The 24,631-nt window shown below is 65.6% G+C and carries 23 protein-coding genes; 15 read left to right on the forward strand and 8 right to left on the reverse strand.

Annotated elements, in window-relative coordinates:
• The first annotated feature begins 40 nt into the window (after window positions 1-40).
• From I6F16_RS08005 to I6F16_RS08020, 4 genes are all read left to right on the forward strand, one after another.
• Complete coding sequence (locus I6F16_RS08005; protein WP_225114517.1) at window positions 41-2,365, forward strand: mechanosensitive ion channel domain-containing protein; 2,325 nt, start codon at window positions 41-43, stop codon at window positions 2,363-2,365.
• Window positions 2,366-2,571: 206 nt separating this feature from the next.
• A complete protein-coding gene (locus I6F16_RS08010) occupies window positions 2,572-4,224 on the forward strand; it encodes an NAD-dependent malic enzyme (protein ID WP_074448138.1) in 1,653 nt (550 codons plus the stop codon).
• A gap of 199 nt (window positions 4,225-4,423) precedes the next feature.
• Window positions 4,424-4,942 carry a septal ring lytic transglycosylase RlpA family protein gene (locus I6F16_RS08015; RefSeq protein ID WP_036025042.1) on the forward strand — a complete coding sequence of 173 codons (519 nt, stop codon included), beginning with the start codon at window positions 4,424-4,426 and terminating at the stop codon, window positions 4,940-4,942.
• 103 nt (window positions 4,943-5,045) lie between these two features.
• A complete protein-coding gene (locus I6F16_RS08020; RefSeq protein ID WP_192893313.1) occupies window positions 5,046-5,201 on the forward strand; it encodes a hypothetical protein in 156 nt (51 codons plus the stop codon).
• A gap of 22 nt (window positions 5,202-5,223) precedes the next feature.
• Here I6F16_RS08020 and I6F16_RS08025 read toward each other — a convergent pair whose 3' ends face one another.
• The 3 genes from I6F16_RS08025 to I6F16_RS08035 form a co-directional block, all read right to left on the reverse strand.
• Entirely contained in the window at window positions 5,224-5,544 is a 321-nt protein-coding gene (locus tag I6F16_RS08025; RefSeq protein ID WP_225114516.1) for a hypothetical protein, read from the reverse strand.
• An 83-nt stretch (window positions 5,545-5,627) separates the two neighbouring features.
• A complete protein-coding gene (locus I6F16_RS08030) occupies window positions 5,628-5,900 on the reverse strand; it encodes a hypothetical protein (protein WP_225114515.1) in 273 nt (90 codons plus the stop codon).
• 134 nt (window positions 5,901-6,034) lie between these two features.
• Window positions 6,035-8,722 (reverse strand): alpha/beta hydrolase fold domain-containing protein, encoded by a 2,688-nt coding sequence (locus tag I6F16_RS08035; protein WP_225114514.1) that lies wholly within the window; start codon window positions 8,720-8,722, stop codon window positions 6,035-6,037.
• Between the two features lie 191 nt (window positions 8,723-8,913).
• On the opposite strand from I6F16_RS08035, the gene I6F16_RS08040 reads away from it, so the two are divergent.
• Together I6F16_RS08040 and I6F16_RS08045 are read left to right on the forward strand one after the other, a co-directional pair.
• Window positions 8,914-9,162, forward strand: a complete 249-nt coding sequence (locus I6F16_RS08040) for a hypothetical protein (RefSeq protein ID WP_345960975.1) — start codon at window positions 8,914-8,916, stop codon at window positions 9,160-9,162.
• A gap of 77 nt (window positions 9,163-9,239) precedes the next feature.
• Window positions 9,240-10,724 carry a carboxylesterase family protein gene (locus I6F16_RS08045; protein WP_225114512.1) on the forward strand — a complete coding sequence of 495 codons (1,485 nt, stop codon included), beginning with the start codon at window positions 9,240-9,242 and terminating at the stop codon, window positions 10,722-10,724.
• A 7-nt stretch (window positions 10,725-10,731) separates the two neighbouring features.
• Here I6F16_RS08045 and I6F16_RS08050 read toward each other — a convergent pair whose 3' ends face one another.
• Entirely contained in the window at window positions 10,732-10,911 is a 180-nt protein-coding gene (locus tag I6F16_RS08050) for a hypothetical protein (RefSeq protein WP_036006694.1), read from the reverse strand.
• Between the two features lie 155 nt (window positions 10,912-11,066).
• Between I6F16_RS08050 and I6F16_RS08055 the strand changes: the two genes are divergently transcribed.
• A complete protein-coding gene (locus tag I6F16_RS08055) occupies window positions 11,067-11,861 on the forward strand; it encodes a class III extradiol ring-cleavage dioxygenase (protein ID WP_225114511.1) in 795 nt (264 codons plus the stop codon).
• Window positions 11,862-11,908: 47 nt separating this feature from the next.
• On the opposite strand, the gene I6F16_RS08060 is transcribed toward I6F16_RS08055, so the two are convergent.
• The 3 genes from I6F16_RS08060 to glgC are packed head-to-tail and all read right to left on the reverse strand — an operon-like array spanning window position 11,909 to window position 14,914.
• Window positions 11,909-12,169, reverse strand: a complete 261-nt coding sequence (locus I6F16_RS08060) for a SemiSWEET transporter (protein WP_036006700.1) — start codon at window positions 12,167-12,169, stop codon at window positions 11,909-11,911.
• A 31-nt stretch (window positions 12,170-12,200) separates the two neighbouring features.
• A complete protein-coding gene (gene glgA, locus I6F16_RS08065; protein ID WP_225114510.1) occupies window positions 12,201-13,655 on the reverse strand; it encodes a glycogen synthase GlgA in 1,455 nt (484 codons plus the stop codon).
• Entirely contained in the window at window positions 13,652-14,914 is a 1,263-nt protein-coding gene (gene glgC / locus I6F16_RS08070) for a glucose-1-phosphate adenylyltransferase (protein ID WP_036006706.1), read from the reverse strand. The genes glgA and glgC overlap by 4 nt, the downstream gene beginning before the upstream one ends.
• A gap of 341 nt (window positions 14,915-15,255) precedes the next feature.
• On the opposite strand from glgC, the gene I6F16_RS08075 reads away from it, so the two are divergent.
• Window positions 15,256-15,714, forward strand: coding sequence for a hypothetical protein (locus I6F16_RS08075; protein WP_036006709.1), 459 nt, complete (start codon window positions 15,256-15,258; stop codon window positions 15,712-15,714).
• 120 nt (window positions 15,715-15,834) lie between these two features.
• On the opposite strand, the gene I6F16_RS08080 is transcribed toward I6F16_RS08075, so the two are convergent.
• A complete protein-coding gene (locus tag I6F16_RS08080) occupies window positions 15,835-16,815 on the reverse strand; it encodes an ABC transporter substrate-binding protein (RefSeq protein ID WP_225114509.1) in 981 nt (326 codons plus the stop codon).
• 476 nt (window positions 16,816-17,291) lie between these two features.
• On the opposite strand from I6F16_RS08080, the gene I6F16_RS08085 reads away from it, so the two are divergent.
• The 7 genes from I6F16_RS08085 (at window position 17,292) to I6F16_RS08115 (ending at window position 24,583) form a co-directional block, all read left to right on the forward strand.
• Window positions 17,292-18,392 carry an ABC transporter substrate-binding protein gene (locus I6F16_RS08085; protein ID WP_225114508.1) on the forward strand — a complete coding sequence of 367 codons (1,101 nt, stop codon included), beginning with the start codon at window positions 17,292-17,294 and terminating at the stop codon, window positions 18,390-18,392.
• Window positions 18,370-19,392, forward strand: a complete 1,023-nt coding sequence (locus I6F16_RS08090; protein ID WP_109144911.1) for an ABC transporter permease subunit — start codon at window positions 18,370-18,372, stop codon at window positions 19,390-19,392. Before I6F16_RS08085 ends, I6F16_RS08090 begins: the two co-directional genes overlap by 23 nt.
• Complete coding sequence (locus I6F16_RS08095) at window positions 19,386-20,183, forward strand: ABC transporter ATP-binding protein (RefSeq protein ID WP_109144910.1); 798 nt, start codon at window positions 19,386-19,388, stop codon at window positions 20,181-20,183. Before I6F16_RS08090 ends, I6F16_RS08095 begins: the two co-directional genes overlap by 7 nt.
• On the forward strand, window positions 20,177-21,349 hold the full coding sequence (locus I6F16_RS08100; protein WP_225114507.1) for an acyl-CoA dehydrogenase family protein: 1,173 nt from the start codon (window positions 20,177-20,179) through the stop codon (window positions 21,347-21,349). Before I6F16_RS08095 ends, I6F16_RS08100 begins: the two co-directional genes overlap by 7 nt.
• A 20-nt stretch (window positions 21,350-21,369) precedes the next feature.
• Window positions 21,370-22,470, forward strand: a complete 1,101-nt coding sequence (locus I6F16_RS08105; RefSeq protein ID WP_225114506.1) for an LLM class flavin-dependent oxidoreductase — start codon at window positions 21,370-21,372, stop codon at window positions 22,468-22,470.
• Complete coding sequence (locus I6F16_RS08110) at window positions 22,467-23,405, forward strand: ABC transporter substrate-binding protein (RefSeq protein ID WP_225173549.1); 939 nt, start codon at window positions 22,467-22,469, stop codon at window positions 23,403-23,405. The genes I6F16_RS08105 and I6F16_RS08110 overlap by 4 nt, the downstream gene beginning before the upstream one ends.
• A 332-nt stretch (window positions 23,406-23,737) precedes the next feature.
• Complete coding sequence (locus I6F16_RS08115) at window positions 23,738-24,583, forward strand: CmcJ/NvfI family oxidoreductase (RefSeq protein ID WP_225114504.1); 846 nt, start codon at window positions 23,738-23,740, stop codon at window positions 24,581-24,583.
• The last annotated feature ends 48 nt before the right edge of the window (window positions 24,584-24,631 follow it).

The following is a 24,631-nucleotide window of genomic DNA, read 5'->3' on the forward strand; positions in this document are numbered from 1 at the left end:
ACGACACCGCGGGCGCATTCATTTTTTCCAGGGAATCTGCGTGTCGCAAAAGCTTGTCCCGGCGCTTCTCGCCGCTCTTTTCCTTGCGTTCTCTTCTCTCTCCTGCGCCCGCGCCGATGCGCCGGCCGCGAACGGTGCCGCGGCGCTATCGCCTGACGAAGCCAGGCGAGCGTTGGACACCCTTCAGGACGACAAGAAGCGCGCGCAGATGATCGATACGCTCCGTGCGATCGCCAACGCGTCTGGTCCGCAACAGCCCGCGCCGCAGCCGAATTCGCCGATCCCGCTTTCGGCCGACGGCCTCGGTGCGCAGCTCATGCTCACGGTCTCGGAGGAGATCGGCGAGATCTCGCGTGAGATCGCCGGCATGGCGCGGACGCTCACGCACTTTCCGGCGTTCTATTACTGGATCGTGCGCACCGCGAACGATCCCGCGGCTTACAATCTTCTGATCGAGATCGCCTGGAAGCTGGCGCTGGTGCTCGGCTGCGCGCTCTCGGCCGAATGGGTGATCTTCCGCCTGATCCGCCGGCCGGTCGCGTTCCTGGAGGGACGCATGCCGCAAACCGCGCGCCTGCCGGCACCCGCGCTGCCGCTTGCCGATCCGCCACCGTCAGTCGTCGACGTTACGCCGGCACCTGAAATGCAGGAGCGACGCCACAGCCTTGCGCGGGTCTGGCAGATCATGCTGCGCCTGCCCTTCGTGCTCGGGCGTTTCGTGCTCGAGCTGCTTCCCGTGCTCGTCTTCGTCGGCGTCGCCACCGCGCTGCTCGGGACGGAGATCGGAGAACCGACAACCGTCCGCCTCGTGATCCTCGCCGTCGTCAACGCCTATGCGTTCTCGCGCGGGCTCATCTGCCTGGTCCGGGCGCTGGCGGGGCCGTTCGGCTTGTTTCCGGTGCGCGCGGAGACCGCCGCCTATATCGAGATCTGGGCGCGCCGCATCGTCGGCGTCGGCGTCTCCGGCATCGCCTTTGCCAATGTGGCGCTGCTGCTCGGCCTGCACCGCGCCGGCTACGCCGCGCTGCTGCGCATGGTGATGCTGGTCGTGCACCTCTTCATCGCCGTCATCATCCTGCAATGCCGCCGCCAAGTCGCCGATGCCATCCGCGCCCCGGCGGAGCGGCAGGGCATTGCGGCTCGTTTGCGCAACCGCATCGCCGGCGGCTGGCACTATCTTGCCATCGCGCTCGACCTCGCGCTCTGGGCGGTGTGGGCACTCAACATCCGCAACGGCTATTCGCTGCTGCTGCAATATTTCGTCGGCACCATCGCGGTGGCGCTGGTCACGCGTATCGTCATCATGCTGACGCTGAGCCTGATCGACCGCGGCTTCCGCATCCGGCCGGAGATCCTCCAGCGCTTTCCTGGCCTCGAGATCCGTGCCAACCGCTATCTGCCGCTGCTCCGCAGGATCGTATCCAGCGTGATCGCCTTCATCGGTTTCGTGGCGGTGCTCGAGGTCTGGGGCGTGGACGCCATCGTCTGGTTCTATGGCGGCCAGATCGGCAGCCGGCTGATCTCGGCCGTGGTGACCATCGGCCTTGCCGTGTTGATCGCTGCGGCGATCTGGGAAGCCAGCAATGCGCTGCTGGACCGCCAGATCAATACGCTGTCGCGGGACGGGCACTATGCCCGTGCCGCGCGGTTGCGCACCTTCCAGCCGATGCTGCGCACCGCGCTGCTCTGCCTGATCGCGACAATCGTCGGCCTCACGGCGTTGAGCGAGATCGGCGTCAATGTCGCGCCGCTGCTGGCCGGCGCCGGCATCGTCGGCATTGCGATCGGCTTCGGCTCGCAGAAGCTGGTGCAGGATCTCATCACCGGCCTGTTCCTGCTGCTGGAGAATACGGTGCAGGTCGGCGACAGCGTCAGCGTGTCGGGGCTGTCGGGCGTCGTGGAGAACGTCTCGATCCGCACCATCCGCCTGCGCGCAGGCGACGGCGCCGTGCACATCGTGCCGTTCAGCGCGGTCACGACCATCACCAACGCCAGCCGCGGCGCCGGCAACGCCTCGGTCAGCGTCAACGTCGCCTACAAGGAAGACACCGACCGCGCCGGCCAGATCCTCAAGGACATCGTCGACGAGATGCGCCGTGAAGCGGACTTCCGCGCGCTCATCCGCGGCGACCTCGAGCTGTGGGGCGTCGACAAGGTCGACGGCGCGATGGTGTCGATCGTCGGCCAGATCCGCTGCACCGAGGCCGGCCGCTGGCCGGTCCAGCGCGAATTCAACCGCCGCATGAAGCTGCGCTTCCAGCAGAACGGGATCGAGGTTGCATCGTCCGTCCAGACCATCCTGATGCACATCGCGCCGCCGGCGGACAGCGCTGCCAATCTGACGCCTCGGCGGGCGGCGGGATAAGCAGTCCCAAATTCCGGCCTGCCTTTATTTGCGGCTCCGCCAACGCGCGCCCCGGTTGGCGCGTTAAACCTTTTCGCGCGCAAGTGCCAGGCGTTTGCAAAATCTGCTGCGGTGCGAGATCACGATCGCGGCCGGAGTCTCCTTGATCTCGATTGAACGCTGGCCGACAATGGTCGTGGTTCAATAAGAAACTCCTTGGGGGAATCGTGAATAGACCTGCTCGGGTCAGCGCCCATTCGACATCATCCGACACCGCGCACGGCATGACGCTGCTGCGCGACCCCCTGCTCAACAAGGGCACGGCCTTCACGGAAGCAGAGCGCGCCGCACTCGGCTTGCGCGGCCTGTTGCCGCCCTGCGTGCTGACGATGGAGACCCAGGCTCAGCGCGTGCTCACCAATCTGCGCACGCTGCCGACGGACCTGGAAAAATACGTTGCCCTGAACGCGCTGCATGACCGCAACGAGGCGCTGTTCTTCCGCGTCGTCGTCGACAATATCGACGAGATCCAGCCGATCATCTACACCCCGACGGTCGGGCTTGCCTGCCAGAAATACGGCCTGATCTTCCAGCGGCCGCGTGGCATGTTCATCTCCTCGCGCGACCGCGGCCAGATCGCGGAGATCCTGAAGAACTGGCCGTACCAGGCCAGGCTGATCGTCGTCACCGACGGCGAGCGCATTTTGGGACTTGGCGATCTCGGTGCCAACGGAATGGGCATCCCGGTCGGCAAGCTATCGCTCTATTCGGCCTGCGCCGGCGTGCATCCGGAAGCGTGCCTGCCGATCGTGCTCGATGTCGGCACCAACAACGAAGAGCTGTTGAACGATCCCTATTATCTCGGCCTGCGCGAGCGGCGGTTGACGGGCGAGGCCTATGACAGCTTCGTCGACGAGTTCATGCAAGCCGCGCGCAAGACGTTCCCGGGCGTGCTGATCCAGTTCGAGGACTTCGCCAATCATTCGGCGTTCAAGCTGCTGCACAAATATCGCGACGAGGCTTGCGTCTTCAACGACGACATCCAGGGCACCGCGGCGGTGGCGCTCGCCGGCCTGTTCTCGGCTCTGCGCATCTCCGGCGGCAAGCTGAAGGATCAGAAGATCCTGTTCCTCGGCGCGGGCGAGGCGGCGACCGGCATCGCCGACCTCGTGGTCTCCGCCATGATGGCGGAAGGCGCGTCCGAGGCGGACGCGCTTCGCCGCAACTGGCTGGTGGATTCCCGCGGTCTCGTCGTCAGCGGCCGTGAAGGCCTTTCTGGCCATAAGCTCCGCTATGCCCATGCCGGTCAGGCGCCGATCGCCGACTTCCTCACCGCCATCAAGACGCTGAAGCCGACGGCGATCATCGGCGTCGCCGCGGTCGGCGGCGCCTTCACGCCCGACGTGCTCAAGGCGATGGCCGAGCTCAACGAGCAGCCGATCGTGTTCGCGCTCTCCAACCCGACCTCGAAAGCCGAGTGCTCGGCGGAGGATGCCTATCGCTACACGGAGGGACGCGCGCTGTTCGCCTGCGGCAGTCCGTATGATCCGGTCAAGCTCAACGGCCGCAGCTTCGTGCCGCGCCAGGGCAACAATTCCTACATCTTCCCGGGCGTCGGCCTCGGCGTCATCGCCAGCCGCTCGCGCCTCGTGACCGATGAGATGTTCATGGCGGCGGCCCACGCGCTCGCCGATTGCGTCGGCAAGGAGGACCTCGCTCAGGGCAGCCTCTATCCGGCACTGCCGCGTATCCGCGAGGTCTCCGTGCGCATCGCGGCGGCGGTTGCGGATGTGGCCTATCAACGCGCGCTCGCCGACGGACCCGCGCCCAACGACGTGAAGGCCCTGGTCCAGTCGCAGATGTACGAGCCGAAGTACTAGAAATCGGGCCGCGCCGAAAACGCGGCTCGCGGGGCGTATCGGGCTGATCCTTCGCTGATCTGTCCCGATTCTGAACAGGTCACTGTGGTGGAATCGCCACAGCTGGCGCGAAACGAAGGCGGCCCCAGAGCCGCTTTTGTTCCGACAAGGTTCTGCCCTCATTGCCCACCGAAACTTGGGGTTGTTCGGAGGGCGCATCATGTCTCGCATTGCAAGTGCCGAAACTGCCCGGATGTCGCTGGCGAGCTCGAGCCGGTTATTGCTCGCGGTCTTGGGCGCCGCATCGCTCGCTGCCTGCTCGCAATCGCCGGTCGGCCGTCAGAAAGCCGATCTCGCCGGAACGACCCGGCAAGCCGCGGTCGAGCGCCCGCACCGGGTGGCGGCGCTGCATCCACGCCCGATCAGCCGGGCGCGCGTCCCCGCCCGCGACGCAAAGCAAACCGCTTCGCACGGCATCGCCAGCTTCTATTCGGATACCCAGACCGCGAGCGGCGAGAAGTTCGACAGGAACGAATTGACCGCGGCGCATCCCACCCTGCCGTTCGGCACCAAGCTGCGCGTTACCGAGACCTCCTCCGGCCGTTTCGTTACGGTCAGGGTCAACGATCGCGGGCCCTTCGTGCGCGGACGCGTGGTCGACATCTCGCCGTCGGCCGCCGAGGCGCTCGGCATGGTCGACAAGGGCATTACCAATGTCAGGCTCGAAGTCGTGCAATAGGGCGCCACGCGTCGCGACCGTGCGGGCGCGCTTAACCGGCTGTTAGCGGCTTCTCAAGCACCATGGCTGTCCGCACAATTCGGGGCTTTGGGGGAGGCGACGCTTGAACACGATCCAGTATCTCGAAGATCAGGCTGCGCGCGCCGAGCGGCTCGCCAAACGGATCACGGATACGCTGACGATCGAAAAGCTGCTGACCTTCGCGGGCGAACGCCGCCGCGAGATCGAGGTCATCGCCGGCAAACGCCGCCGCAACTGACCGTCCTTTCGGCAAGCGAGCTTCATTTCATCGCGCCTTGAGAATGGCTTTCGATGAAGTCGCTGAGATAGTCGGGAAGCTCTATTCCGTAGATGTCGCAGCGCGCGCGGATCTCGCCGGCGACGTCGCTCGAGATGTCCTTCATCCAGTGCTCGAGCGTGTTGAACGAGATCACCTTGATCGGATCGTTGAAGCAGCCGGCGACGAGCTCGCCGATCGTGGCGTCGAGATCGCTCCGCTCGATGCGGATTTCGGTCGCCTCGTCACGGCGATCGACCACCACGAACAAGGTCTGGTCCGCTCCATAAGGCACGATCGGTGATGATACGCCGGCGTCAAGCATCTCGAGCGCTCACGTTCTTGCTTCCGATCCTTCACAACGGGAAGAACCGGAAGAAGGTTCCTACTCGCGCGCTTGTGAAGGCGTCAGAGAAATTCTCTCAAGCGCGACAGCTCGAGGACGTGTTCGGGGGAGAGGATTTCGGTGACGAGCGGCGGCTGCGCCACGGTGCGGATCTCGTAGAGGTGCCGGGTCGTCGCCGGCTTCTGCATGAAAGCCGAGATGCAATCGTCGAGCGTGCCTTCGATGAGCCGGTAGGGCTGCCGGTCAGGCTGGCGCTGATTGGCAAGTGATGGCCATTTATGCAGCACCGCAAGCGCGCCGAAATCGACCTTTGAATCCCCAACCACGTCCCCCATCGTCCTGCCTCACGCAAAACAGGACCCCAGCACACGTGCTCGCGTGCCGGGGCCCATACATCTGTCGCTGCATCTCAATGCCACAGGCAAGCAACGCGGCCGCCGGAAAAAGGTTCCCGGCCTCCTGTCGCCACTCAGCTCGCCGCCGCCGCGATCTCGTGCCGCGGGCTGGCGGGACCATCTGCCTGACCGTCACTGCCGCTGATCTTGGGCGGCAGCCCGGCAAAGCGCCGCAAGGCCTCCGCCATCTGCACCCGGCCCGACACGCCCGTGATCACCACGTCCACCATCGCAAAGGACGAGTGGAAGTGGCCGCGCGCCTTCAATTGCTCGACCGGCACGCCCGCTGCGGCCATTGCCTCGGCATAGGCGATGCCCTCGTCGCGCAGCGGATCGAACTCGCAGGTGACCACGAGGGCCGGCGGCAGGCCGGCAACCTTGCCGCGCAGCGGGGCGACCCGCGGGTCGGTGCGGTCCGCCGGCGAGCAATAGAGGTCCCAGAACCAGTACATCAGCGAGCGCGTCAAGAAGTAGGCGGTCCCATTTTCGTTGTAGGAGGGCCGATCGAAGCTGCAGTCGGTGACCGGGCAGACCAGAAGCTGGCCGGCGATGGCTGGCCCGCCGCGGTCGCGCGCGAGCTGGCAGGTGACGGCGGCGATGTTGCCGCCGGCGCTCCAGCCTGCAACCAGCACCGGGCCCGGCCTGCCGCCGAGCTCGGCGGCGTGCTCGGCGATCCAGCGCGTGGCCGCATAGCCGTCCTCGGCCGCGGTCGGGAAGCGATGCTCCGGTGCGTGGCGATAGCCGACGCTGACGAACATCATGCCGGTCCGCCGCACCATGTCGCGGCAGAACGGCTCGTCCGATTGCTCGTCGCCAAGCACCCAGCCGCCGCCGTGGAAATAGACCACGACCGGATGCGGGCCCGGCGTTGCCGGCTTGTAGACGCGGTAGGGCAGCGCGCCGTCGGCGACGGGCAGGGTGCCGTCGACGATCTCGCCGATCGGCCGACCCGCGGGGCGGCCCTTGTTGAACTCGTTGACGAAGGCGCGGGCGCCGAGCGCGCCCATCGACTCGATCGGCGGCAGGTTGAGCGAGGCGAGCAGGTTCAGCACCAGCCGCACGTCCGGCTGCAGGCGCACCACCTCGCCGTCATTGCATTGGACGGCGCCATCGGGGCCGGTGAGCTTGAAGCCGAGCATGCCGCGGCTGACCACCTCGTCGCAGATGCTGCGATAAGGGCCGACGCCGCCGGTATAGGGCATCAGGCCCTGCACCTTGCCAGGCACGTTGGCGCCGGTGTACCAGGTGTTGGCGAGCCGGTGCAGCGTCAGCATCGAGCAGTCGGCCATGTGCCTGTTCCAGCCGGCCTGTGCCGTCTCGGTCGGCTCGATCGTGGTGAAGCCGGCATCGCGCAGCGATGCAACGCGATCGACCACCCAGTCGACATGCTGCTCGATCGACACCGCCATGTTCGACAGCACCGACGGGCTTCCGGGTCCGGTGATCATGAAGAAGTTCGGGAAGCCCTCGACCGTGAGGCCGAGATAGGTCTGCGGCCCCTGCGCCCAGACATCGGACAGCGACTTGCCACCGCGCCCGGTGATCGGATGCACGGCACGGATCGCGCCGGTCATGGCGTCGAAGCCGGTTGCGAAGACGATGACGTCGACGTCGAAGCTGCGGCCGTTCGTGGAAATGCCGCTCGCGGTGATCGCCTTGATCGGCTCCTTGCGCAGATTAACCAGCGTGACGTTCGGCCGGTTGTAGGTTGCGTAATAATTGGTCTCGAGGCAGGGGCGCTTTGCGCCGAACGGATGGTCGTCCGGCATCAGCGCCGCGGCGGTCTCGGGATCCTTGACGGCGACGCGGATCTTCTCGCGGATCAGGTCCTGGACGATCTTGTTGCCGTCGACGTCCACGGCCTGGTCGGCCCAGAGCTGGGTCAGGATGTGGACGAGGTCGCCGGCCGCCCAGGCGCGCTCGAACCGCTCGCGACGCTCGGCATCGCTCAATTGCCAACTCACGACCGTCTGCTGCGGGTAGGGCACGCCGGCCATCGACTGCCGCGCCTGCTCGCGATAGGCCGCGCGGTCGCTCTGCAGCAGGCTCATGCGGTCCGCGGGCGCCGGGCCGTTATGCGCCGGCAATGCGAAATTCGGTGTGCGCTGGAACACCGTCAGATGCGCGGCCTGCTCGGCGATCACAGGGATCGACTGGATCGCCGAGGAGCCCGTGCCGATCACGGCGACGCGCTTTCCGGTGAGATCGACGCCGTCATGCGGCCAGCGCCCGGTGAAATAGACCTCGCCCTTGAAGTCCTTGACGCCGTCGATCTCCGGCGGCTTTGGCGCGGAGAGGCAACCGGTCGCCATGATGTAATGGCGGCAGGACACGGGTGGCCCATTGTCAGTGGTGATGAGCCAGCGCTCCGACGCTTCGTCCCATCTAGCTTCGGTGACCTTGGTCTTGAAACGGATATCGCGGCGCAGATCGTAGCGATCGGCGACGAAGCCGAGGTAACGCAGGATCTCGGGCTGGGTCGCGTATTTCTCCGACCAGGTCCAGGCGGTCTCGAGCTCCGGATCGAACGTGTAGCTGTAATCGATGGTCTGGATGTCGCAGCGCGCGCCCGGATAGCGGTTCCAATACCAGGTGCCGCCGACATCGCCGGCCTCGTCGAGCCCGACTGCCGAGAACCCCGTCTTGCGCAGGCGATGGAGAAGGTAGAGGCCGGCAAATCCGGCGCCGACCACGGCAACATCGACCTGCTGAGCGGTTCCGCGCCCATCGGAGGCACGTGTGGCAACCATTGCGTCAGGCATGGTATTCCTCCCGGATGTCTTGTTTTGGCGGCAGGCTATCGCCGCAGGCTCAGCTTGTCATTAGAGCAAGTGCAATCTTAGGGTGGTCGTTTGCGGCGGCTTCGTGACCGCGCGAATCTTGCGGCACCACACGCACCGCGATGCACAATGGCCGTGATCGCCCGGGGTAATCAGCCATCGTCCTTCTGTGTATGCTTGCGCTTACAAGCCACGCGTATCGTTCGGGCGTCATGACAGAGTTGAGTGAGCGAACCAGAGCGAACATGGACGTCGTCCTCGAGCAGACGTGCCGGCAACTGCCGCATGGCGGCGATCACGACAGCCGCAGGTTCATCGCCGAGCGCCTGATCGAGGCGGCGCGGGCGGGACACTCCACGCTCGGCGAGCTCGGCATCGTCGCGCGCCACGCGCTCGCGGAGCTGATTGGCAAAGGCGGTTAGGCTCAAGGCGCGAGGCTTGCCTTGCCGACGGCTCTGGACATAACCTGCCGAAACCCTTCATCGAGATCGTTGCGAAGATGCGGGCCCTGCTTGCATTCGTTGCGGCTATTGCAGTCTTGTGTGGCGCCGGCTCGGCCGTCGCCCAGCCGGTCGGGCAGTTTCCATTCGCGCTGACGCGTGAAGGGCAGATGCTCGGCGCCGTGGAAGGCGAGGTGGCCTCGTTCAAGGGGCTGGCTTACGCGGCGCCGCCGCTCGGCGCGCTGCGCTGGCAACCGCCGCAGCCGACGACCGAAAGCTCGGAGATGCGCACCGCCTACGAATACGGCGCGCCGTGCCTTCAGCCGGCGCTGCCCGTGGCGAGCGAGGATTGCCTGACGCTGAACGTGTTTCGTCCTTTCGGGGTCGACGGTCCGTTGCCGGTGATGGTGTTCATTCCTGGCGGCGCGTTCGTCTCGGGCACCGCGAACGATCCGCTGTTCGATGGTGCCAAGCTGGCGCAGGCGGGCCTCATCGTGGTCACCGTGAATTATCGCCTCGGCGTGCTCGGCTGGCTCTCGCATCCCGCGCTGTCGGACGCCGGCTCCGGCAATTTCGGCCTGATGGACCAGATCGCCGCGCTGCACTGGGTGCACGACAACATCGCGGCCTTCGGCGGCGATCCTGATAACGTCACGCTGTTCGGTAGCGATGCAGGCGCGACATCGATTGCACTGCTGATGCTGTCCGCGCAAGCGCGCAATCTCTTCCACAAGGCCATTCTGCAATCGGTGCCCGGCCGCGCGCGCCTGCGTTCGGCGGAAGAGGCGGAGGCCATCGGCCGGCTCTTCGTGGCCGCGCTTTCGCCGAAGACGGATCTGCGCGCGGTCGAGCCGCGGCGCCTGCTGGCCGCCGAGAAACAATTGCTGGAGACATCGCCGCACAGCTTTGCACCGATGATGGATGGACGTCTCGTGACCGAGGACCTCGCCGCGGGTTTTGCGGCCGGACGCCAGAGCCGCATTCCCCTGATCATCGGCTCGAACGAGGATGAGACCGGCCTGGAGAACGAGACCGCGATCAAGGAGGAGCTTGCGCCGCCGGGCGCGGGCGGCGGCGAATTGCGCAAGCTCTATCCCGATCTCGCCAGACCTTCGGATCTCGCGGCAAGAATTTACACCGACAAGGTCTTTTCCGAGCCGGTGCGGCTGCTGGCACGTCTGCACGCGGCAGGCGGCGCGCCGACCTTTCGCTACCGCTTCGCCTATGTGCCGGAGGCCAGGCGCGCCAATCCGGACGTCGGCCACGGGCGCGAGCTGCAGTTCATCTTCGGTACGGAAGGCGTGCCCGGTGCGGGCATCCTGTCGCGGCGCGACCGCGAGGTCGCAGGCCGCATGCGCGCCTATTGGATAAACTTCGCCCGAAGTGGCGATCCCAATGGTCCCGAGCTACATGGTCCCGACCTGCCACGCTGGGACGCAGCTAGCGGCGATCGCCTGCTGCTGATCACGAACGATGGCATCGCGAGCGGCGACGACCCGTTCGCGGATCGTCTCGACCGGCTCGCAAATGAGGGCAGGAGATGAAGCGGATTTAAGCCGCGAGCTCGACGCGCGGCGCCGGGCTGAGCCGGTCTTCCTCCAGATAATCCATCGCGCCGTCCTTCTCGACGGCATAGAACTGCTGGCCATCCCGCGACTTGAAGGCGGCGCGGACGACACCGCGGCGGCCCTTATCACTGTTGACGACGTCCCCCAGCGCAAACTTCCTCATCGCACGTCTCACTTGTCTTCAGGCCGACTGCTTCGGCCCCGCCGGGGATTCTGGGCGGCAAATCGTTAACGACTTGCTAACCATGCCGCTTTGCCTATGCTCACCGCCGATCGTGCGGACCGCTCGCACGCGCCTGTTGTCAACGAGACGAGCCGATGACGCGACTTCCGACCCTGTTCCTGTCGCATGGCGGCGGCCCCTGGCCCTTCATGGAGGACAGGCGGGTGCAATATGCCAAGACCGCCGAGGCGTTCGCGAACTTGCCGCAGCTTCTGCCCGAGAGGCCGAAGGCGGTGCTGGTCATCACCGGGCATTGGGAAGCCGACGCCTTCACGGTGTCGACCTCGCCGCATCCACCGATGGTCTACGATTATTACGGTTTCCCCGAGCATACCTACCACCTCAAATATCCGGCGCCGGGCAAGCCCGAGCTTGCCGCGCAAGTGAAGGCGCTGCTCACGCATGCCGGCCTCGATTGCCGCGAAGATCCCGACCAGGGTTTCGATCACGGCACGTTCGTTCCGCTCGGGCTGATGTATCCGAATGCCGACATGCCGATCGTGCTGCTGTCGCTGAAGTCCAGCTATGACGCGGCCGAGCACGTCAAGGTGGGGCAGGCGATCGCATCCTTGCGCGACGAAGGCATCCTGATCGTCGGCAGCGGCCTGACCTATCACAACATGCGCGGCTTCAACCGTCCGGAGTCCAAGCCCGTCTCGTATGATTTCGAGGCCTATCTGAACGAGGCGATCAGCAACCCCGATGCGGCGCGCCGCAATGCCATGCTGGTCGATTGGGAGAATGCGCCGAGCGCACGCCTTGCACATCCGCGCGAGGACCATCTGCTGCCGCTGATGGTGGCGGCCGGTGCTGCGGGAAGCGACGTCGGACGGCGCGTCTTCGTCGACGAGGTCGCGCATGTGGCGATGGCCTCGTATGTGTTTGGGTAATGATCTCTTCTCCGTCGTCCCGCAAGCGGGGAGAGGCGAAGAAAGCCTCACCCATATCTCAGCTTCATCACCAGAATGCCGCCGGCGAGAACCATGGTGACGGCGTTCGCCGCGACCAGGGGGGCATCGCCTGAAAGCAGGCCGTAGATGAGCCAGAGCGTGAGGCCCAGCATCATGACCAGAAACATGCCGAGAGAAATGTCGCGCGCCGAGCGGGTCTTCCAGACCTTGATGAACTGCGGCGCGTAGGCGACGGTGGTGCAGGTGGCGGCGGCAAAGCCGAGCAGCTTGATCGCGAAGGGGTCCATGTCGGCTCTATAGCATGGATTCGGCTCTGCCTCACGCGCGCGCCGCCATGAGATCGCGGTACAGCGAGGCATAGTCGCCGGCGCGATTACGCCAGGAGACGTCGGTCGCAAGGCCGCTGCGTTGCAGGCGGCGCCAGGTCAGCTTGTCGTGGAAGGCGGTGTTGGCCTTGCGCAGCGTGCCGGCGAGGGCATCCGCCGTCACGGGGGCGAATTTGAAGCCGGTGGCATCGTGGCCGGACGCGTCGGCCTCGCCAATATCGACGATGGTGTCTTCGAGGCCGCCGACGCGCGAGACGATCGGCACCGCGCCATAGCGCAGCGCGCAGAGCTGGGTCAGGCCGCACGGCTCGAAGCGCGACGGCACGATCAGCGCGTCCGAGCCGGCCTGGATCAGGTGCGCCAGAATCTCGTCATAGCCGATCACGACGCCGATGCGGCCCGGATTGGCGCGGGCCGCGGCCTGGTAGCCATCCTGCAGATCGCGGTCGCCGCTGCCGAGCAGCGCGAGCTGCATGCCTTCGCGCAGGATGGTCGGGATGGCCTCCATCAGGAGATCGAGCCCCTTCTGCCACGACAGCCGGCTGATGACGCCGAGCAGCGGCGCTTCGTCCGAGGAATCGAGGTTGAACTGCTGCTGCAGCACCGCCTTGTTCGCGGCCCGGAAGGTCAGGTCTTCCGCGCCGAAGCGGTAGGCGATGTGGGGATCGGTTTGCGGATTCCAGACGTCGGTGTCGATGCCGTTGAGGATGCCGCTCAGCACGTTGGATCGTTCACGAAGCAGGCCGCCGAGGCCCATGCCGCCTTCGTCGCTCTGGATTTCCTTCGCGTAGGTCGGCGATACCGTGGTGATACGATCGGCAAGGCTCAAGCCGGCCTTCAAGAAGCTGATGCCGCCGAAATATTCCAGTTCGTTGACGTTGAAGGCATGCCAGGGCAGGCCGATCGATCCGATCAGCTCAGGGGCGAACTTGCCCTGGTAGGCCATGTTGTGGATGGTCATCACGGTGCCGGGCCGTGGACGATTGTCGTAGTGCAGATAGGCCGGCGCGAGCCCCGCCTGCCAATCGTGGGCGTGCACGACATCGGGCACGAAGGCCGGCACGAGGCCGTGGCCGATATCGGCCGCCACGCGCGACAGCGCGGCGAAGCGCACGCCGTTGTCTGCCCAGTCGACGCCGTCAGTGGTGACATAGGGGTTGCCTGGCCGCGCATAGAGATGCGGCACGTCCAGCACGAACAGATCGAGCCCGGCATGCGAACCCGCCAGCAGCCGGCCGGGACCGCCGAAATAATCGGGCCAGCGCCGCAGTTCCTCTGTGCCGGACAAAAGGCGCATCACGTCGGGATAGCCCGGCAGCAAGCTGCGCATCTCGACGCCATGGGCCTTCAGCGCAACCGGGAGCGCGCCGGCGACGTCTGCGAGGCCGCCGGTCTTGACGAGGGGATAGACTTCAGAGGCGACCGCGAGGACGCGAACAGGCGTCATGTATTGAGCCTGTCGATCATCGGCTGGGTGATCAGCGAGATGCCCTGCTCGGTGGTGCGGAAGCGCTTTCCGTCGAACTCGGGATCCTCGCCGACGACGAGCCCTTCCGGGATCTCGACGCCGCGGTCGATCACGACGTTCCTCAAGCGGGCGCCGCGGCCGACACTCACGTAAGGCATGATCACGGCATTCTCGACATTGGCGTAGGAGTTGATGCGCACGCCGGTGAACAGCAGCGAGCGGCGCAGCGAGGCGCCGGAGATGATGCAGCCGCCGGAGACCAGCGAGCTCACCGCCTGGCCGCGCCGGCTCTCCTCGTCATGGACGAATTTCGCCGGCGGCGTGATCTCGGCATAGGACCAGATCGGCCAGGCGCGGTCGAACAGGTCGAGCTCGGGCACCACGTCGGTAAGGTCGATATTGGCGGCCCAATAGGCGTCGACCGTGCCAACGTCGCGCCAATAGGCGCGGGTGTCGCTGCCGGAGCGGACGCAGGATGTCGAATATTGGTGCGCCATCGCGCGGCCGTTCTTGACCAGGTAGGGAATGATGTCCTTGCCGAAATCGTGGTTCGAGTTCGGGTCCTCGGCATCGCGCTTGAGCTGATCGAACAGGAATTTCGCGTCGAACACGTAGATGCCCATGCTGGCGAGCGAGACGTCCGGCTTGCCCGGCATCGGCGGCGGATCCTTCGGCTTCTCCAGGAACTCCTGGATCCAGCCGTTCTCGTCGATATGCATGATGCCGAAACCGGAAGATTCGGTCCGCGGCATTTCCAGGCAGCCGACGGTGACGTCGGCGCCGCTCTCGACGTGCTGGCGCAGCATCACCTCGTAGTCCATTTTGTAGATGTGGTCTCCGGCCAGCACGACGATGAAGCGGCAGGCGTGGGATTCGATGATGTCGATGTTCTGGTACACCGCGTCCGCCGTGCCGACATACCACATGCTCTCGGAGACGCGCTGGCTGGCGGGCAGGATGTCAAAACTCTCGTTGCGTTCGGGGCGGAAGAAGTTCCAGCCCATCTGAAGGTGCCGGATCAGGCTGTGCGCCTTGTATTGGGTCGCCACCGCGATACGGCGGATGCCGGAGTTCACCGCGTTCGACAGCGCGAAATCGATGATGCGGGACTTTCCGCCGAAATAGACCGCCGGCTTGGCGCGGCGGTCGGTCAGCTCCAGCAGGCGGCTGCCGCGTCCTCCGGCCAGGACAAACGCCAGCGCCTGACGGGCAAGCGGCTCGGGTCTCGCGGCACTCATGTGATCCTCCCACAACTCTGGCGCTCGCGAGAAGCCTCCCGGCCGCGCACATTGGAACCGATAGTAATGGCACGAATAGTAAATCGTGAAGGTGGTTGTTGGTTGCGAATGCACGGGAAGCTTAATGCCTTGCCGGGGTGATCGGGCCTCAGCCACCGTCGCGCGGCTGTCACAGGCGATGACGTCGCCGGGCACCGGTTGATCAGAACGGAGGCAAGCGTCTTGTGCGGTGCACGCAAACTCCAGGCTTTGAAATTCAATGCTTTGACTTGGCGCAAGGATGACCGATCATGACGCTGCGATCCTTTTTCCAAGCGAAAGGTCAGACAGGGAGTAGGACGATGAGGATCTGGAAGACGGCGATTGCCTGTTCATTGGCCGGGGTGGTCATGGTGGCCCAGATCGGGCAGGCCACGGCGGCCCCGATGCCGACCAACGTTGCGACGATGAAGGCTGCGGCCGGTGACAATGTCACACCGGTGCATTGGCGCGGCAGCGGCTGGGGCTTTGCCCTCGGCGGTCTCGCAGCCGGCGCGCTCATCGGCGGCGCCATCGCCGCGGGGTCTCCTTACGGCTACGGCTATTATGGCCGGCCCTATTATGGCGGCTACGGCTATGGATATCCGGGCTACGGCTATGGTTACGCCCCCGCCTATTACGGCGGCTACGGCTACGCACCGGTCTATCCGCGATATTATCGGCCGTACCGTCCGTATTACAGCTATGGCTATTACCGGCCGTACCGGGTTTATCACCGCCCGTTTGGTGTCTACCGTCCCTACTACCGCGGCTACTGGTGAGACCGCGCGGCTAGAATGACAGCCACACGATCAGGCTCATGCATGCAACATGCATGAGCAGGTTCGCGGCGAGATGCAATGGGCCTGGCCTGAGGCGAAGCCTGCGCCTCCCGCCGTCGCCTAATTCGATCCCACGGCCGCAGCCGTGAAGCTGCGCTCGACGGCTTTGCTGACGTCGAGCTTCTTCGGCAGGATGCCGTAGCGCGTCGCGCGGTCGGAGGCTTCCTGCACCTCCTTGACCACGTTCTCGTCGATCACGATCGGGCCGGTGCGCTGCGCGGTGTAGGCCGACAGCAGCACGTCCTCGGGCAGCTTGGTCAATTCGGCCGTGTTCTTGGCGTATTCGGCGACATGGTCCAGCGACCACAGTCGCGCCTTGTTCAAGCGCTGCACCAGATCCTGCACCGCCGCGCGCTTGGTGGCGATGGCGTTGTCGGAGGCGACGATGAAGGTGATGGTCGGCGTCAGCCCTTCGCCGTTGGCGATGACGCGAGCCTTGTCCTTCAACGTCGCGAACGAGACGTAGGGCTCCCACACCGCCCAGGCGTCGATCGAGCCGGCGAGCAGCGCGATCTTGGCATCGACCGGGCCGAGCGGCGCGAAGGTCGCATCCTCCAGCTTGATCGCTGCCTTCTCCAGTGTCGCATCGATCAGGAACTGGCCCCAGCCGCCGCGTGTGCCGGCGAGCCGCTTGCCCTTGAGGTCGGCCGCCGATTTGATCGGCGAATCCTGACGCACCAGGATAGCCTGCGTCTTCGCATCCGAGCGCGTGCCGCCGATCGCCTTGATCGGCGCGCCCGCGGCATAGACCGAGAGGAACGAGAGATCGCCGGTGTAGCCGACGTCGAGCGCGCCGGCATTGAGCGCTTCGAGGATCGGCGCGGCCGCGGGGAATTCCGACCATTCGATTCTGTAAGGCAGGTCCTTCGCATAGCCGGAGATTTCGAGCAGCGAGCGATTGCCGCCCTTCTGGTCGCCGACGCGCAGCACGACAATGTCGGCGGCGAGCGATGCGGCAGCGGTCGATAGCGTGATGGCGGCGGCGAGCAGCGAGGTGGCGAGCCGGCGTGTGATGGAATGGTCGTGAGAGTTGATGCTCATTGGATCCGTCTTGTTGCGTTGCTCACGATGCGTGAGCGAACGGTGCAGCGAGACGATCAAGTCTATGAGCGCGCGGTGCGCCGTCAATGAAATGGCCAACCGTATTGTGCGCGCTTCAGGCAATGACGTTTCAGCGGAGCGCTGCTTTCGAGAATGCGCAGCGTGCGCGGCAGACGCTGCACAGGGATGCAGCAGGCGATGGAGTCGCGGTTGACCCTGCGTGCCTATGCATCTGCGAAAATCCTTTCATCGCTTGCCCATGCGCGGATGGAGAGAATGTCTTCCCTTCGCGCAACATTCGAAAATCCATTTCATTGACGATGCCGCGAACGCGCCGCATGATTTGCGCATCGCATCAACACGGCGCGCCAAGCGCCGACGGAACAATTTTCTCTTAGACGCAGCTCCGCACGGAACATGCGCAACGCGACCCGTTGCGTACACGGCGGAGCCGTGCCAGCGCAGGAGCCAGGCCGATGAACAACGATAACCAGCGCAGCGGGTCGAAACTCGACCGGCGCCACCTGCTTCAGGCAGGGCTTGCCGCGGCCTTCGCAGCGCCGCTCGGCGCGCTGGGCGCGCAGGCCTTCGCACCGCGCGCCATCGCGCCGGGTGTCGACTTCTCCGAGTTTCCGCTGTGCCGCACGGCCTCTGACGCACCCGCGCTCACTGGCGCGCCGCGCAAGCTGAAGCTGTCGTGGAATGCCGGCGCCGTCTGCCTCGCGCCGGTGCCGGTCGCGATCGAGCACGGCTTCTTCAAGAAGCATAATCTCGACGTCGAGCTCGTCAACTATTCCGGCTCGACCGACCAGCTGCTCGAGGCCATCGCGACAGGCAAAAGCGATGCCGGTCTCGGCATGGCGCTGCGCTGGCTGAAGCCGCTGGAGCAGGGTTTTGACGTCAAGATCGCCGCGGGCACCCATGGCGGCTGCATGCGGGTGCTGTCGCGCACCGATTCCGGCGTCTCGAAGCTGACCGACCTCAAGGGCAAGATCGTCGCGGTCGGCGATCTCGCCGGTCCCGACAAGAACTTCTTCTCGATCCAATTGGCCAAACTCGGCATCGATCCGGTGAAGGACGTCGACTGGCGCGCCTATCCCGGCAATCTGCTCAACGTTGCCGTGGAGAAGGGCGAGGTGCAGGCGTTCCTGTCGTCCGATCCGCTCGCCTATCTCTGGCTCAAGGACACACAGTACAAGGAGGTCGCCTCAAATCTCGATGGGGAGTACCGCGAGAAGAGCTGCTGCATCCTCGGCCTGCGCGGCTCGCTCGTGCGCGAAGAGCCTCAAGTCGCGCGCGCCATCACCCAGGCGCTGCTCGATGCCGCGATGTTCACCGCGCAGAATGCGACGGTCGCGGCGAAATCATTCCAGCCCTATGCGCCGAAGGCGGCGACGCTCGCCGATATCGAGGGCATGGTGCGCTACCACACCCACCATCATCATCCCGTCGGCGAGATCTTGAAGCGCGAGCTCAAGGCCTACGCCGACGACCTCAAGAGCGTGCAGGTCTTCAAGCAGAGCACCGACACCGCCAAATTCGCGGAGCGCATCTATGTCGACGTATTCGCTGTCTGACGGCCTTGCCTCGGGCGCGCCGCGCACCTCGCGCGTGCCGCTGCTGGCGAGCTGGATCCGGGAGTCCGGCGCCGGCGTTCTCGCCAGCGTCGCCTGGATCGCCCTCGGCCTGTCCTGCCTGTGGTGGCAGGATGTCGGCGATTGGTCGCGCACGCATTCACTCGGCATCGCCGCCTTCATCATCGCGGCGCTCGCGCTGTTCGGCACCGTCGGGGCCGACTATCTGGGATCGGCAGGACAGGCGCTGCACAAGCGCGCGCCATGGCTGGTCGCGCTCGGGGTGTTCCTGACGGTGTGGGAGGTCGCGACGGCAAAATTCGCCTGGCTGCCGCTGCCGTTCTTCCCGCCGCCGCAGGCGATCATCGAGGTCTATACCGACGATCTGCCGAAGCTGCTCGACAGCGTCCTTGCCTCGATCAAGCTCCAGCTCGGCGGCTATCTGATCGGCGCCACGATTGGCTTTCTAACCGGCGTCTCGATCGGCTGGTCGCGCGCGGTCGGTTATTGGGTGCATCCGGTGCTGCGCTTCATCGGCCCACTGCCGGCGACCGCCTGGCTGCCGATCGCCTTCTTCACCTTTCCGTCGAGCTGGAGCGCCTCGACCTTCCTGATCGCGCTGGCAACGGGCTTCCCGGTTACCGTGCTGACCTGGTCGGGCGTCGCGAGCGTCAGCAACGCCTATTACGACGTCGCGCGCACGCTGGGGGCAAAGCCTTCGTTCCTGGTGCTGAAGGTCGCGATCCCGGCCGCGTTGCCGCACGTGTTCGTCGGCCTGTTCATGGGGCTCGGCTCGTCCTTTGCCGTGCTCGTCGTCGCCGAGATGATCGGCGTTAAGGCCGGGCTCGGCTGGTACCTGCAATGGGCGCAGGGCTGGGCCGCCTACGCCAACATGTATGCAGCGCTGATCGTGATGTCGCTGCTCTGCTCCGGCGCAATCACGCTGCTGTTTGCGATCCGCGATCGCCTCCTGGTCTGGCAGAAGGGGACCGTCAAATGGTAGCCACAGCTCTCGCCGAAGCGGTCACGCATCCGGCCACCGGCGCCGCGCTCGATATCGAGCAGGTCAGCCACGCCTTCGACATCGACGGGACCGAGCTGCCGGTGCTGAGCGACGTCAGCATCTCGGTCGAGCCCGGCGAGTTCGTCGCGCTGCTCGGCCCGTCCGGCTGCGGCAAGTCGACCTTGCTGCGGCTGATCGCCGGCCTCGACAAGCCGAAGGCGGGAAGGCTGCGGGAGGACGAGGAGCGCATCAGGAACCCGCATCCCTCGCGCGTCGTCGTGTTCCAGGATCCGACCCTGTTTCCCTGGCGGTCGGTCTGGGACAACGTCGCCCTGGGCCTTGAGGCCCAGGGCATTTTGAGGAGCCAGCGCCAGCGCGTCGATGACGCGCTTGACCTCGTCGGGCTTTCGCCGTTCCGCAACGCCTATCCGCACCAGCTCTCCGGCGGCATGGCGCAGCGCGTCGCGCTGGCGCGGGCGCTGGTCAACGATCCCAAGATCCTGATCCTGGATGAGCCCCTGGGGAAACTGGACTCGCTGACCCGCATCACCATGCAGGCCGAGCTCGTCGCGCTCTGGCAGCGCAAGGGGTTCACCACGCTGCTGGTGACGCATGATGCGGAGGAGGCGCTGGTGCTCGCCAACCGCGTCATCGTGTTCAGCGATCGTCCCGCGCGCGTGAAGGCCGACATCCGCGTCGATCGTCCGTATCCGCGCCATCGCGGCGATCCGTATCTGGCTGAGCTGCGCCGCCAGATCCTTGGCCTGTTGGGGCTGGACGCCACATGGTGACCTCCATAGCCAAGGGCCGCACGGCTCACAGCGAGCCCGACTACATCGCCCGCGCCGCGACGCTTGCCACAAGCTTTGCGGCGCGCGCGGCCGAGCACGACCGGCTCGGCAGCTTTCCCTTCGAGAATTTTCGCGAGCTCTCGGAGGCAGGCTTGCTGTCTCTGACGGTGCCGGCGGTTCATGGCGGCGCCGGTGCCGGCGCGCGCTATGCCGCGCGCGTGCTCGGCATTCTCGGCAAGGCCGATCCGTCGACCGCGCTGGTGCTGTCGATGCACTACATCAATCATCTCGTGATGGCGCGCAGTCCGAACTGGCCGGCGCGACTGTCGCGCAAGCTCGCGCGCGAAAGTGTTGAGGGCATCGCCCTTATCAATGCCCTGCGCGTGGAGCCGGAGCTCGGCTCGCCTGCGCGCGGAGGGTTGCCGGCGACGATCGCGCGGCGCACCGAAACCGGCTGGCGCCTCTCCGGCCACAAGATCTACTCGACGGGATCGCCGATCCTGAAATGGTACCTGGTCTGGGCGCGCACCGACGAGGCGGAGCCGCGCGTCGGCCAGTTCCTGGTGCCGGCGGGCCTGCCGGGCACGCGCATCGTCCAGACCTGGGACCATCACGGCCTGCGCGCCAGCGGCAGCCACGACGTCATCTTCGACGACGTCGTGGTCCCGCTCGATGCCGAGGTCGATTTGCGCAAGCCGGCGGACTGGCGCACGCTCGACGTTACGCAGCAGACTGTGCACACCGTCTTCATCGCCGCGATCTACGACGGCATTGCCCGCGCCGCGCGCGACTGGCTGATCAATTTCCTGAAGCAGCGCGTGCCTGCCAGCCTCGGCGCGCCGCTGGCGACCTTAGCCCGCGCGCAGGAGATCGTCGGGGCCATCGAGGCGCGGCTTGCGGTCAACGCACGTTTGATCGACACGGCTGCCCGCGACTTCGACGATGGCGTCGATCTCTCTGCCGGTGAATCCAACGTCATCAAGCTGACCGTGACCAACAACGCCGTTGCCGTCGTCGAGGACGCGCTGTCGTTGACCGGTAACCACGGGCTCAGCCGCGCCAATCCGCTGGAGCGGCATTATCGCGACGTGCTGTGCGGCCGCGTGCACACGCCGCAGGATGATTCCACGCGCATCGGCCTCGGCCGCCTCGCACTCGGCCTCTAGGGATCAACAGGGAGACGATCATGTCGATCGAGTTCATCGGCTTCATCAGCAACAACAATTCGTCCGAGACCATCGTCCGGGAAGGACCGGTGCTCAATCCGACCCATATCGAGACGGTGGCGAAGGCGCATGAGAATGCCGGCTTCGACCGCGCGCTGCTGGCGTTTCATTCGACCTCGCCCGATGCGCTCCAGGTCGCCCAGCACGTGCTCAATCACACCGAGAAGCTCAACGTGCTCATCGCGCAGCGGCCCGGCTTTACCGCCCCGACATTGCTGGCGCGGCAGTTCGCCGTGCTCGACCAGTTTTCCCGCGGCCGCGTCGCGCTCCATGTCATCACCGGCGGCAACGCCACCGAGCTGCGGCAAGACGGCAACACGCTCGACGACAAGGACGAGCGCTATGCCCGCACCTCTGAATTCCTCGACGTGCTCAAGCTGCAATGGAGCAGCGACAAGCCGTTCAGCTACAAGGGCAGGTACTACCAGGTCGAGAACGCCTTCTCGCAGGTGAAGCCGTATCGCCCCGAAGGCATCCGCGTCTATTTCGGCGGCGCCTCGGATGCGGCGATCGACGTCGCTGGCAAGCATGCCGACACCTTTGCGCTATGGGGCGAATCCTACGCGCAGGTGCGCGATATCACCTCGCGCGTGCACAACGCCGCGGTCCGGCAGGGGCGGCCGACGCCGCGCTTCAGCCTGTCGGTGCGGCCGATCATTGCACCGACCGAGAAGCAGGCCTGGGAGAAGGCGGAGGAAATTCTCGCGCGCGCCACCGCGCTCCAGGACAAGACCGGCTATCGCAAGCCCGCTGACGGGCATGCCACCGCCGGCGCACGGCGCCTGCTCGCGCTCGCCGATCAGGGCAGCCGCATCGACAAGCGGCTCTGGACCGAGATCGCAAAGCTGACCGGCGCTAACAGCAACACCACGGCACTGGTCGGCACGCCCGAGCAGGTTGCGGAGGTCTTCGGTGACTATTACGATCTCGGCATCAGCCATTTCCTAATCCGCGGCTTCGATCCGCTGATCGATAGCATCGAATACGGCCGGGAGCTGATCCCGCTGACACGCGAGCTGGTCGCCAAGCGCCAGGCCGTTCGCGGCGAGGCCGCAGAATGATCCGCCTCATGTTGGCCGGCGCGCTGCTGTTCGCTTCGTTCGAAGTCGCAGCTGCGCAAACCACGCTCCGTGTCGGGGACCAGAAGGGCAATGCGCAGGCCGTGATGGAAGCGGCCGGCGTGCTCAAGGATGTGCCCTACAAGATCGAGTGGAGAGAGTTTCCGGCGGCCGCGCCGCTTCTGGAGGCGCTCAGCGCCGGCGCGATCGAGACCGGCCTCGTTGGCGATGCGCCCTTCACCTTCGCCGCCGCGTCGGGCGCGCCGGTGAAGGCGATCGCTGCTATCCGGCAGACGCGCGAGGGGCTCGCCATCCTCGTGCCCGAGAATTCGCCGATCAAGAGCTTTGCCGATCTCCGGGGTAAGAAGATCGCGACCAGCCGCGGCTCGATCGGCCATCAGCTGATCCTTGCTGCGCTGGAGAAGAACGGCTGGAGCGCGAACGACGTCCAGATCGCGTTCCTGGCGCCGTCCGACGCCAAGATCGCCTACACGCAAGGCTCGGTCGATGCATGGTCGACCTGGGAGCCGTATGTGAGCCAGGAGGAGGTGCTGTTCAAGTCGCGGCGCGTCATCACCTCGGAAGGGCTGACGCCGGGGCTGAGCTTCCAGGTAGCGCGGCCCGACGCGATCAGGGACAAGCGCGCCGAGCTGACCGATTTCATCCGCCGCCTCACCGCGGCGCGGGCCTGGTCGCTAAAAAATATGGACAGCTATGCCGCGACCTGGGGCAGGTTGATGAACATCCCCACCGCCGTGCCGCAGAACTGGCTGTCACGCGCCAAGATCAGGATCGCGCCGATCGATGACGGCGTGGTCAAAGACGAGCAGGCGACGATCGACCTCTATTTCCGCTGGGGCCTGATCAAGCAGAAGCTGGATGCCGCGGAGATCGTCGATCGCTCGTTCACGGACGCGATCGCGAAGGTGGGGTTGTAGCCTTTACGCAACTCTCGTGTCCCGGACGCGCTGCAGCGTGAAACGCTGCTGCGCTGAGCCGGCCCCATGGCGCACCGATTGCGTTTGGTTAGATGGGCCCCGGCTCAGCAGCGCACCACTTCGTGATGCGCTGCGTCCGGGGCACGAGACCTCTCAAGCGCTCAAGCATCCGTGAAGCAGGAAGACAACTTCCAACTTGATCGCGTTCCTCGAAACAATCCTCCTGCCCATAGCGCTCGCGACAACACCCTTATTGCTATTTGCGCCGCAGCTCTTGCGGCACGGCGCACTCCCGCAAAGATCAATCCGACGACCACATCGGGAGACCGGCCATGGGCCTGCAAGAAACAAAAATCGAATCGCTTCCCTTCGTCACCGCCGAACTCAATTATCTCGCACCGATCGACGGCAAGCCGCGCACCTACGCGTTCGATCCGCCGCCGGGTGAGCCGAAAACCACCTCGCTGCCGGAGCCGCATCAGGTGCCGATCTTCGATGCGCGGCTGATCGCGCAGAACTTCTCGCTGGATCGCGAGGGCTTTGCGTTGGTGCGTCATCCGACCCAGGTGAAGGATTTTTACAACGACGAGGAAATCCGCAGCGTCTACTATCCAGCGATCGAGGCGTTCCTGCGCGCGACGCTGAAGGCCGACCGCGTCGTCATCTTCGACCACACCGTGCGCAAGCGTGTCGAAGGCGCGCCGGATATCCGCGACGGCGGCCCGCGTCAGCCGGCCACGCGCGTCCATGTCGACCAGACGGCAATCTCCGGCGCCAACCGCGTGCGCGAGCATCTGCCTGATGAAGCCGACGAGCTGCTGAAGGGACGCGTGCAGGTGATCAATCTGTGGCGGCCGATCCGCGGTCCCTTGCGGGATTCACCGCTCGCCATGGCCGACGGCACCACGGTCAAGCCGGAAGACCTCGTCGCTTCCGACCTGATCTATCCCAACCGCCGCGGCGAGACCTATTCGGTGAAATACAATCCGAACCACCGCTGGTTCTATTTCCCGGAGATGACGCCGGATGAGGCGCTGCTGCTGAAGTGCTACGATTCCGCAACCGACGGCCGGACCCGTTTCGGGCCGCATACCGCATTCGTCGATCCGACCACGCCGGCCGATGCTGCGCCCCGCGAGAGCATCGAAGTCCGCACGCTGGTGTTCCACCGGCAGTAACAACGTGTGATGGCCCTGCCGGGTCCATTGCATCATGGGCGCGGGCGT

This window comes from Bradyrhizobium sp. IC4060 (genome assembly GCF_020193715.1).
Classification (GTDB): Bacteria; Pseudomonadota; Alphaproteobacteria; order Rhizobiales; family Xanthobacteraceae; genus Bradyrhizobium; species Bradyrhizobium yuanmingense.

Coding starts and splice junctions, on each gene's coding strand:
- I6F16_RS08100 (WP_225114507.1), top strand. CDS start 20,177: ATGGTGACCTCCATAGCCAAGGGCCGCACGGCTCACAGCGAGCCCGAC.
- I6F16_RS08050 (WP_036006694.1), bottom strand. CDS start 10,911: ATGAGGAAGTTTGCGCTGGGGGACGTCGTCAACAGTGATAAGGGCCGC.
- I6F16_RS08080 (WP_225114509.1), bottom strand. CDS start 16,815: ATGAGCATCAACTCTCACGACCATTCCATCACACGCCGGCTCGCCACC.
- I6F16_RS08035 (WP_225114514.1), bottom strand. CDS start 8,722: ATGCCTGACGCAATGGTTGCCACACGTGCCTCCGATGGGCGCGGAACC.
- I6F16_RS08025 (WP_225114516.1), bottom strand. CDS start 5,544: ATGCTTGACGCCGGCGTATCATCACCGATCGTGCCTTATGGAGCGGAC.
- I6F16_RS08030 (WP_225114515.1), bottom strand. CDS start 5,900: ATGGGGGACGTGGTTGGGGATTCAAAGGTCGATTTCGGCGCGCTTGCG.
- I6F16_RS08090 (WP_109144911.1), top strand. CDS start 18,370: ATGTCGACGTATTCGCTGTCTGACGGCCTTGCCTCGGGCGCGCCGCGC.
- I6F16_RS08075 (WP_036006709.1), top strand. CDS start 15,256: ATGAGGATCTGGAAGACGGCGATTGCCTGTTCATTGGCCGGGGTGGTC.
- I6F16_RS08095 (WP_109144910.1), top strand. CDS start 19,386: ATGGTAGCCACAGCTCTCGCCGAAGCGGTCACGCATCCGGCCACCGGC.
- I6F16_RS08055 (WP_225114511.1), top strand. CDS start 11,067: ATGACGCGACTTCCGACCCTGTTCCTGTCGCATGGCGGCGGCCCCTGG.
- I6F16_RS08085 (WP_225114508.1), top strand. CDS start 17,292: ATGAACAACGATAACCAGCGCAGCGGGTCGAAACTCGACCGGCGCCAC.
- I6F16_RS08060 (WP_036006700.1), bottom strand. CDS start 12,169: ATGGACCCCTTCGCGATCAAGCTGCTCGGCTTTGCCGCCGCCACCTGC.
- glgC (WP_036006706.1), bottom strand. CDS start 14,914: ATGAGTGCCGCGAGACCCGAGCCGCTTGCCCGTCAGGCGCTGGCGTTT.
- glgA (WP_225114510.1), bottom strand. CDS start 13,655: ATGACGCCTGTTCGCGTCCTCGCGGTCGCCTCTGAAGTCTATCCCCTC.
- I6F16_RS08015 (WP_036025042.1), top strand. CDS start 4,424: ATGTCTCGCATTGCAAGTGCCGAAACTGCCCGGATGTCGCTGGCGAGC.
- I6F16_RS08110 (WP_225173549.1), top strand. CDS start 22,467: ATGATCCGCCTCATGTTGGCCGGCGCGCTGCTGTTCGCTTCGTTCGAA.
- I6F16_RS08105 (WP_225114506.1), top strand. CDS start 21,370: ATGTCGATCGAGTTCATCGGCTTCATCAGCAACAACAATTCGTCCGAG.
- I6F16_RS08040 (WP_345960975.1), top strand. CDS start 8,914: ATGCTTGCGCTTACAAGCCACGCGTATCGTTCGGGCGTCATGACAGAG.
- I6F16_RS08045 (WP_225114512.1), top strand. CDS start 9,240: ATGCGGGCCCTGCTTGCATTCGTTGCGGCTATTGCAGTCTTGTGTGGC.
- I6F16_RS08115 (WP_225114504.1), top strand. CDS start 23,738: ATGGGCCTGCAAGAAACAAAAATCGAATCGCTTCCCTTCGTCACCGCC.